The organism is Variovorax soli (assembly GCF_031454625.1).
Classification (GTDB): domain Bacteria; phylum Pseudomonadota; class Gammaproteobacteria; order Burkholderiales; family Burkholderiaceae_C; genus Variovorax; species Variovorax soli_A.
Genome location: NZ_JAVDRF010000035.1, coordinates 1 through 1164, shown reverse-complemented (window position 1 = coordinate 1164; position 1164 = coordinate 1). Strand labels below are relative to the sequence as shown.

General features: G+C 67.6%; 1 protein-coding gene. It reads right to left on the bottom strand.

Going from position 1 to position 1164, the window contains the following annotated elements; all coding sequences use genetic code 11:
* Positions 1-1164: AAA family ATPase (locus J2739_RS27850; protein ID WP_309907778.1), on the bottom strand; the 1164-nt coding region annotated here is incomplete at both ends.

Below are 1164 nucleotides of genomic sequence, written 5' to 3'. Positions count from 1 at the left end.
CGGGTCGGTCGTGACGACGATCCGGTCCTTCGGTCCGAAGCTGCCGTCGAGCAGCAGCTTGGACAGCGGGTTCTCGATGCGATGCTGGATCGCGCGCTTGAGCGGGCGCGCACCGAACACCGGGTCGAAGCCGACCTTGGCGATCTCCGCCAAGGCGGCGGGCGACACGTCGAGTGCCAGGTCCATCTTCGCCAGGCGCTCCTGCAGCACCCGCAGCTGGATCGCCGCGATCGCCTCGATGTTCTTCGCGTCCAGCGCGTGGAAGACCACCGTCTCGTCGATGCGGTTGAGGAACTCGGGGCGGAAGTAGTTCTTCAACTCGTCCCACACCGCTTCCTTGATCTCCTCGGCCGGGCGCCCCACCATCGACTGGATGATCGGCGAGCCGATGTTGCTCGTCATCACGATCACCGTGTTCTTGAAGTTCACGGTGCGGCCCTGGCCGTCGGTCAGGCGCCCGTCGTCGAGCACCTGCAGCAGCACGTTGAACACGTCCGGATGCGCCTTCTCGACCTCGTCGAGCAACAGCACGCTGTAGGGCTTGCGGCGCACCGCCTCCGTCAGGTAGCCGCCCTCCTCGTAGCCCACGTAGCCCGGCGGCGCGCCGATCAGGCGCGCCACCGAATGCTTCTCCATGAACTCGCTCATGTCGATGCGGATCAGGTGGTCCTCGCTGTCGAACAGGAAGCCCGCGAGCGCCTTGCACAGCTCGGTCTTGCCCACGCCCGTGGGGCCCAGGAACAGGAAGGAGCCGGTCGGACGGTTCGGGTCCGCCAGGCCCGAGCGCGAGCGCCGGATCGCGTTGGCGACCGCGCCGATGGCCTCGTCCTGGCCGACCACGCGCTCGTGCAGCCGGGCCTCCATCATGAGCAGCTTGTCGCGCTCGCCCTGCATCAGCTTGGACACGGGGATGCCGGTGGCGCGCGCCACCACCTCGGCGATCTCCTCGGCGCCCACCTGGGTGCGCAGCAGCGTGGGCGCGCTGGACTTGCCCTTGTTCGCCTCGGTGTCCTGGGCCTCCTTCAGGCGCTTTTCCAGCCCGGGCAGCTTGCCGTACTGCAGCTCGGCGACCTTGTTGAAGTCGCCCTTGCCGGTGAACTCGGCAATCTGGAACTTGATCTTGTCGATCTCCTCGCGGATGTGCGCGCTGCCCTGGGCCTGCGC